Origin of the sequence: Lewinella cohaerens DSM 23179 (genome assembly GCF_000379805.1) — a bacterium.
In the GTDB taxonomy this organism is placed as follows: domain Bacteria; phylum Bacteroidota; class Bacteroidia; order Chitinophagales; family Saprospiraceae; genus Lewinella; species Lewinella cohaerens.
In genome coordinates this window covers 19330-27845 of record NZ_KB903568.1, presented here as the reverse complement: position 1 = coordinate 27845, position 8516 = coordinate 19330, and the positions used below count along the sequence as shown (strand labels likewise).

General features: G+C 44.6%; 2 protein-coding genes. Both read right to left on the bottom strand.

Annotated elements, in window-relative coordinates:
• Positions 1–4657: proprotein convertase P-domain-containing protein (locus A3EU_RS31470; protein WP_425412735.1), on the bottom strand; the 4657-nt coding region annotated here is incomplete at its 3' end.
• 489 nt (positions 4658–5146) lie between these two features.
• The gene (locus A3EU_RS0122775; protein ID WP_020538515.1) at positions 5147–8473 is read right to left on the bottom strand and encodes a VCBS repeat-containing protein; all 3327 of its coding nucleotides are present in this window, start codon (positions 8471–8473) and stop codon (positions 5147–5149) included.
• Positions 8474–8516 lie beyond the last annotated feature (43 nt).

Here is an 8516-nt window from a genome sequence, read left to right as displayed (position 1 = left end):
TGTGACGACGATCGATACAGAAGCTTGCATCGCTGTAACGTACTACTGGACGCTCGTTTCCTTCTACTGCACGGTCTACAGGTAGTGCTTCACCGTCGTCTTCCGTCATACGAGGAAGTACGTAGCCGGTGTACTCACCATCCCACAAACACCAGTTGATTACATCATAAGTGATAGAGTACTTGTAACACTCATCACCCGTTGCAGAGAAGATTACTGGCTCACCAATGTTAACAGTCAATACATCACAACCTAAGGCCTCAGTGATGATTGTTGGTACATCAGGATCGCCACANTCTGCGTCAGCGTCTTCTGGGAAGTCGATAACGAAATCGTGTGTTTCCGTGATCGTGATCAACTGGCTACAGCTGTTCGTTGAACGGAATACTTCGTTGATGTCAATAGCTCCATTTCCGTTAGCATCGCCTTCTGGGCGTAACTGCCAAGCTTCGAAACGACGAGTGATTGATCCCCAACCACAATCGTTAACCTGGATGTTTGGTGTACGCTCTACGATCGTATCAACAGCACAGTTATCTGTACCCGTTGCACCGCCGAAGATAGAGCTCATCATGATTGATGTTGCTTCGAAGTCTTCGTCATAAGCAGTCTCGATATCGCCAGGAAATGCCAATGGCAAATCAGAACAAGTCAAGCTTACTGGTGCTGGTGCATAACAGTAAGGATTCAATTTATCTTCAGGAGTAATGACCTGCCAACAGATGTTCTCATTACCTGCTTCGTCAGTTACACGTAGTTCAAGTGTGATTTCGTTGTCGATATCACAACAGTAGAAGTCAACATATGGACCCCATGGGCTCCAACGGTTAGCACTTGGGTTACAAGTGTCATCACGCCAGTAGTTACGACGTACTTCAACGGTAACTTCACCACAGTTGTCGTTAGAACCTTCGTCTACATCTGCAGCGAAGATGCGAGCGATACCTTCAACACCGTTGGCTACATCGCCACCGCCGATAGATACGTTCAATTCGTCGTTACAAGATGCAGTAGGCTCGATACGATCTGCTACATTAATAGTATATGACTCACAAGTTTCGTTACCACAATCATCTTCTGCACACAATATTAATCTGTGCTCACCGATTGGTAACTGTAGTACATCACCATCAGCAATCTCACCACCAGCGAAGAAAGAAACGCCGTTGGCAAGTAGCGTATAACGAGTAGCAAAAGCAGAAGAACAACCATTGCCATCAGTTACAACAGGTGTAGGGATTGGGAAATTACCCAAACAACCGAATGGTGAAGTTGAAATGTCTATATCAGCAGGAATACCTGAAAGATCAGGACCGGTGTAGTCACCTACTTTCACATACTGATCCCAAATTACATTGTCTGATGGAGAACACCAGTCGATGATGTTCCACTCACGACGGAACTTGTAAGTTCCTTCACATACATCAATCCGTGGCTCATCTGAGTAAGATGCACCCAGGTTACAGTAGTTCTGAGATAGGTCTTGGTAACCAGAAGCGGTCAAAAGGAACGGGTAGCCCGTTGTTGAAGCTGCTGGGTTGTCATCAGGACCACCAACACTACCATCGGTAGGGAAGTTTTCGTCACACTCAATCGTGGCCGTGTAAGGAGGCAAGACCAAGTCCAGAACCGTTGGACGGTTAAGCGTGATGATCTGCTCACAAGAAACGGTACGTGGAGCACCAATACAAGCACCATCGTAGCGATCAGCTACAGTGAAAGTACGAGTAATCACGATGGTTCCACAATCACCATTTTGTACTACAGCATCAGATACAGTAACCAGTACTGGTCCACAGTTGTCACCAACAACTGGAAGACCTAGTAAACTAAGTTTATCTAGGAATGCGTTCAGGTCAGCAGAGCTACCTCCGAAGAAGGTGTTGCGTGTTGCAGTGAAGTCCAAAGCACCGTTAGCACTGGCAATCCAGCTCTGAGGGAAAGTAAACCTTACCAAATCAAGATCTTCACAGTACAAAGGTACATCTACTGTTACAGGCTGAGGAGCAGAGAAACCACCACCGATGAACTCACCACCGTTATCACTTACAATACCGATAACATAGTCACCCGTCGTACCGAAGCTCGTGTTAGCAACCATCAAAGTGTAAGTCTGACCAGGCTCTAATGGCATTTCAATGCGGAAATCCTGATCAAAGAAGGCGTTGATACCAAAGAATGGATCAACAAAGTAGGCACCTTCGCTGCCGCCAAGGATATTCTGACAAGGGTTGTCCTCGTTGAAATCACCCTGGAACAGTGCGATGTTCAAGCCAGGAATGTTCGAAGCCGTCTGGATGTTGTACACATCGGTAGCAGGTAGATCAGGTGATACCGTAAAGGTGATCAGGTCGTAGTTGTAATCAACACCAGCTGCAGGCTCAAAGAAGCTCTGGAAACAGCTGTAGTCGTCCAAGGCAATCGTTGCCTCCGTACCGTCGATGCTTCCTTCCAAAATCTGAAGATCGAAATCAACAGTTGCTTCGTCAGTGTTGTCTGGACACTCTACGATAGGATCCGTCTTGTCTTCTGCGAAGATAGTACCCCAACAAGTGTTGAAGTCCATGGCTTCACTCACGAAGGAGAAGTTGTTAAGAACAACACGGGCAGGGTTGTCAGGTCCAGGTATACCACAGAAATCATCATCATCTAACTCAATAACGATAGTTTGACCAGCCATTATTTGTTCATTAACTACACCATTAACAGCGAAGTTAACATCAACTACCATGTTGCCATTTACGTCAATAATAAACATGTCGAAACCTGTATCAGCGTCGTTGAAGTCATATTGGAAAGAAACTTCACCATCAACAGGTGCAGTATATGAAGCTGAGATCAAATCTCCCCAGAGAATAGATAGATCAATTTCGTCAGGAGTCAAAGTTGCAGTAGCAAACTCACCTGCACAATTAAAACCTAATTCTTCTACAAAGGTCCAATCAGCAGCAGCAAACCCTGTTGTCAATACCTCAGGAGTTCCAACTTCTACAACATAAGTATGTTCTCCACACCCAGAGATGATATCAGAGTCGGTACCATCAACAGTAACTACAGCATTACCTGCACATTCAATATTATTACCCGTAAGCACCATACTTGGTGTAATACGTTGAGAACAGTTTTCACCTAGCGTTACGTTCAAGTCACCGATACAGCCAATTTCAGAAGCCATAAAGGTGTTGACGATAGTAACCGTAGCTTCACAGCTAGACATATCACCGTTGACATCCTCGATAGTGAGGGTAACGATCTGATCTCCGGCATCGAAACAAGTGAATTCACCACCCGTTACCGTTAGTGACGCTAAACCACAATCAGCCGTAGAGCCACCGTCAATATCTTCTGGTGCTACAACAATAGGATCTGAATCATTCAAGATAAAGGTAACAGGCTGACAAACAGCCAATGGTGCCTCACAAGGAGGAGGAGGTAAAAACTCGAAGTTGATACAGTAGGACAATAAAGTACCACTGTCACCACCTGCATCATCACAGATGCTCAATACCCAATCACCAGCCGTAGATTCGCCGTCAAAGGTAGCAGCAAAAGTACCACCCTCTGCCTCAAAAGTTCCTGTAAAAGGAGCAGCACCCGTAGTAATGTTAGGAGCACCGTCCATAAAGACCGTATTGGTGTAATCATCACCAGCACCACCATTGTCAGAAGAAAGATCCAACATAGTTCCGTTTGGAGAAATCAAGGTCATCTCAAGATCACTGTCAAAAGTGTGAGTTAAGTCGATTTCCACGGAGGCCAGGGTAGCCGTCGTACCGATAACTCCGTCCGTAACGACGGTAGCAGCAGAGGTTGTAGGACCACCTACACAAGGGAATCCACCTGTGCCCACAGTTGGGATTGGCTGAGGATTACCTACACCACAAGCTTGTTCTTCCGTCGGAGGAGGAGCAGCAATCTCGAAGTTGATACAGTAGGACAACAAAGTACCACTATCACCACCTGCATCATCACAGATGCTCAACGTCCAATCACCATCGGTTTGCTCACCGTCAAAGGTAGCTGCGAAAGTACCTCCTTCTGGCGCAAAGGTTCCTGTGAAAGGAGCAGCACCGCCAGTAATAGCAGGAGCACCATCCATAAAGACGGTATTGGTGTAGTTATCACCAGCACCACCGTTATCAGAAGATAAATCCAATGTGATTCCGTTTGGAGAAATCAAGGTGATTTCCAAATCTGAATCGAAGGTGTGAGTTAAGTCAATTTCTACAGAAACTATCGTAGCATCTACTCCGATAGTACCTGCTGCAGTAGCTGTTGCAGCAGAGGTCGTAGGGCCGCCTACACAAGGAAAACCACCAGTACCCGTCGTAGGAAGAGGCTGAGGGTTGCCAACACCACAATATGTATCTGTAATGGTTGGAGGAGGAGGAGGAGCTACAAGAGCACCGAAAGTGATGCTGTACTCGTTAAGTGTACCAGTATCGCCACCGGCATCATCGAAAACTTGAAGTACCCAATCACCAGCGATAGCTTCACCGTCAAAGGTAGCTGCAAAAGTACCAGCTTCTGGCGCAAAGGTTCCTGTGAAAGGAGCAGCACCCGTAGTAACGTTAGGAGCACCGTCCATGAAAACGGTCTGGGTGTAGTTATCATCAGCACCACCATTATCACTAGAAAGGTCTAACGTGGTTCCCATGGGAGATACCAATGTAATTTCCAAATCTGCATCAAAGGTATGGGTGATATCCAATTCAACCATGTCGATTTGTACATCGACACCGATTATACCCGCACCAACTGCGGTAGCTGCAGAAGTTGTAGTGCTATTGTCATTGATAGCTTGGGGATTACCCGCACCCACAAAAGTTTGGGCTGTGCCCCAGATCGGGACAGCTAGCATGAGCATTAAGCCGAGGCTAAACTGCCATACTGATTTAAGCGTAAAGTTCGCTTGTCTCATAAGATTACAATTTGTTATAAAAAAGTTATGTCGTCAACATCCAAATAACCAATCACTACTACTTGCGTAACATGCTGATTATCAACAAAATAAAAAGGTCGTCGTCGATTTACAAGGAGATTAAAACCTTAGACATTAAGATATATCAAGGGTCTAACTCACTATAAATCAGCTTAAAGGTAAGATAAATTACCTTTTTTTTAACGCAATTAGTATTTTTTTTTATTAGCGATACACTTGTGCTCCTTCATTGTTATTCACAATGACCAGTAATGGTTTGTTGTTATTTTCCAATTGTAGAAGGTTACGAACATCAAAATAGGCATACATCCCGGTTTCATAAGCAGGTAGTGCTTTAAAACTACCATCTTCTTGACCAATGAGGGTTAATCCTATTCCGGCATCGGAGCGGGTTGTTTCTACTTCTCGTTCATAATAATTACCAGCTAACACCAAATCCATTATGCCATCCGCATTCCAATCGCGGGGAGCAATACCGAAAACGGGGAATGACTGGGCAATTGCAGGTAATTTTTCAATAGAAAAACCACCGTTCCCATTGTTGCGTAAGATAACACTAGAAAACTCATAAGCCTCCAGAGATACTGCTCCGTCCATTCTACCAGCCAATACATCCTCTACCGAAGCTTGAGCAAAATCATGGTAAGTCGGGAATTCCTCCAATACGAAGTCCATTTGCTCAGAGGAACATTGGCGGCCACGTACGGGTAATTCTTTGCCATTCCGATCATAATAGGCGAGATAAACATCATTGGTACCGTTCTCATCAAAGTCATTGATGTAAGCTTTGAAGGGTTTGTCTTTGCTAGCTTTGAACTTAATATTCCTACCTACATTACCGACCACCAAATCCTGATCACCATCGCCGTCGAGATCGGCAGCAACAATACGGTTCCACCAGCCACGTGTGTTTTCCAGTTCGCTGGCAACAGTTTGGTCAGATAGTTTCCCACCTTCATTTTTGAAAATCGTAATTGGCATCCACTCTCCTACTACAATTAAGTCTAGGTCTTGATCCTGGTCAACATCCAACCAGATAGCATCAGACACCATCCCCAGTTTACTATTGTCTGGAAAAACCTCTTTGGTTGCATCTACAAACTGACCATTATCATTGCGAAGCAGATAGCTCTCCGCAGGGTATCCATATTTCTCAGGAACCTGCCGACCGCCAATAAACAAATCAAGATCGCCATCATTGTCCACATCTCCAGAAACGGCTACACCGCCACTGATCTTCATCACAGGTAGCTTATTTGATTTTGCAAACTGGCCATTTCCCTGATTGATATAAAGGCGATCTGCCAAGGCAGTTGAACCTTCAGCAAAATCATTTCCTCCACTGATTACGTATAGGTCCTGGTCACCATCACCATCTGCATCAAAAAAATGAGCGTTAATATCTTCACTTGCAGCATCCTGCTGCCAGGGTTGAGACGGAGCGGCAATCAGGGTCTCATTAGCTTGCTGTAGAAATAGAGCTCCAGCCTGTCCAGCGGCTCCACCCAGGTACATATCTTCCAAACCATCACCGTTTACATCGGCTTTGGCAGCAGCTGGCCCCAAATGCGACATACGGTGAGGAATCAAGACTTCCTTGTCATAATCATCAAAATCATTTTCGCGATGAGCGTAGGCCAATTGGGACGCTGCTGTAACATCTTGAAATATCGGCGGATTAATATGGTAGATATTAGCGGCCTTAACTTCACCATCCACCTGTGATAAGGTCAGGCGCTGATCAACTGCTACATCTAGTAGCTCCGTTACTTTTCCACCAGGCCACTGGATAACCAGGCGGTCTATTTTTTCATTCTTGCCCAAACCAAAAGAAAGGACTGGATCATTACTAGACATATAGCCACGTACAGGAGCAACCTCTTGCATTTGTAATTTCTCTCCGGTAAACACCCAGGCTTTCGCACCATAAGCCAATGGATTGGTCGCCAACTCTCCTTTGAGTTTAAGGCTTAGATAGTGGTGGTTGAGTTTTTCAGTCGCGTGATTTTCATAAAGAAATGCCCGATCATTCATATTATTAACCAACAAGTCTAAGTCACCATCATTGTCAAGATCTGCATAGACAGCTCCCTGGCTAAAAGTCTTTTCGGGTAAACCCAATAGTTCTGTTTCGTTCGTAAACCCTAAATCATCGTTATTGACAAACATATAGTTCATCAACTTTTCCTGTGGTGCATAATCTACTAGTGGCAAGGCATTAATCAATTCTCCTGGCTTGAGTAATTTGGAAAGAGAATCGATGGCATGATTGGCCATTTTGATATAATCCTTGTTTCGAATATCCCTCAATTGGCCATTTGTAATATACAAGTCTTTATCACCATCTAAATCGTAATCTCCGAGTAGCGTGGCCCAGCTCCAGTCGGTCTGAGCGATGTTGGCAAGATTACCAATCTCACTGTAGGTACCGTTTCCATTATTCAGTTGAAGCGTATTGAACATGTATTGATAATGGTACCCACTTTGGGCTAAACCCCAGAATTTCTTGGGATTCATACCACTCATGTTGGCTTTAGAACGATAATTATCTTCCGGAGCCATATCCGCCACCACAATATCAGGCCAACCATCATTGTTCATATCCGCAATATCAACACCCATGCTGAAATTGCTGATGTGGCGCATACCAGTATGAATCTGGTTAGTAAACGTACCGTCACGGTTATTGACATAATAATAGTCAGGTTCCTCATAATCAGAAGCAACATACATGTCCGGGTAACCATCATGGTTTACGTCACTCACGGTAGCAGCTAGGGTGAAGTTGAAGTTTTCCATCCCAGCAGCTTTTGTTACATCCGTAAAACTACCGTTGCCATTGTTACGAAACAGGCGGTCTGTATAATCTGAAGGGGTGTACTCGTAATCGGGGTTATACTTGGTATGCCGCAGTACAAAAGGTTCAATTCCCAGATAAAGGTCCAGGTCACCATCCATGTCGTAGTCAAAAAAGTTAGCAGCCGTACAATGCCCATCATGGTCGAGGCCATATTGCGCAGCACTTTCAGTAAAGGTGAGATCACCATTATTGATGTAAAGCTTGTTCTTCAGCTTCCCTGGCTCCTGGCGAACAAATTTCCCAACATAAATATCTTGAAAACCATCATTGTTAACATCCGCAATCGCAACGGCCGAAGACCAACTATCATCGACTACGCCAGCACTGGCAGAGATGTCTTCAAATTTCAGATCGCCTTTATTAAGATAAAGCTTATCCTCAACCATATTACCGGCAAAGAAGATATCAAGCAGATCATCATTGTTAATATCCACAACGGCGACTCCTCCCCCATTGACGATTACGTCAATTAGGATGTGGTTATAGACTTCATCCTCTGTGATAGTATTGGCAAAATCAATGCCACACTCAGCTACTGATTTAAGTTCAAAAAGACCTTCGACAGATCCATCCTTCTGCACGGCAGAAGCGTTTTTCCCAGCATCGCCACAGCTTGCTGTAATTAACGCCAGCAGCCCAATAAAAAACAATGATTTCAATGGTCGTTTCATGATTGATATATTCCTGGTAAATAATGCGCTGCAAAATTAGAAA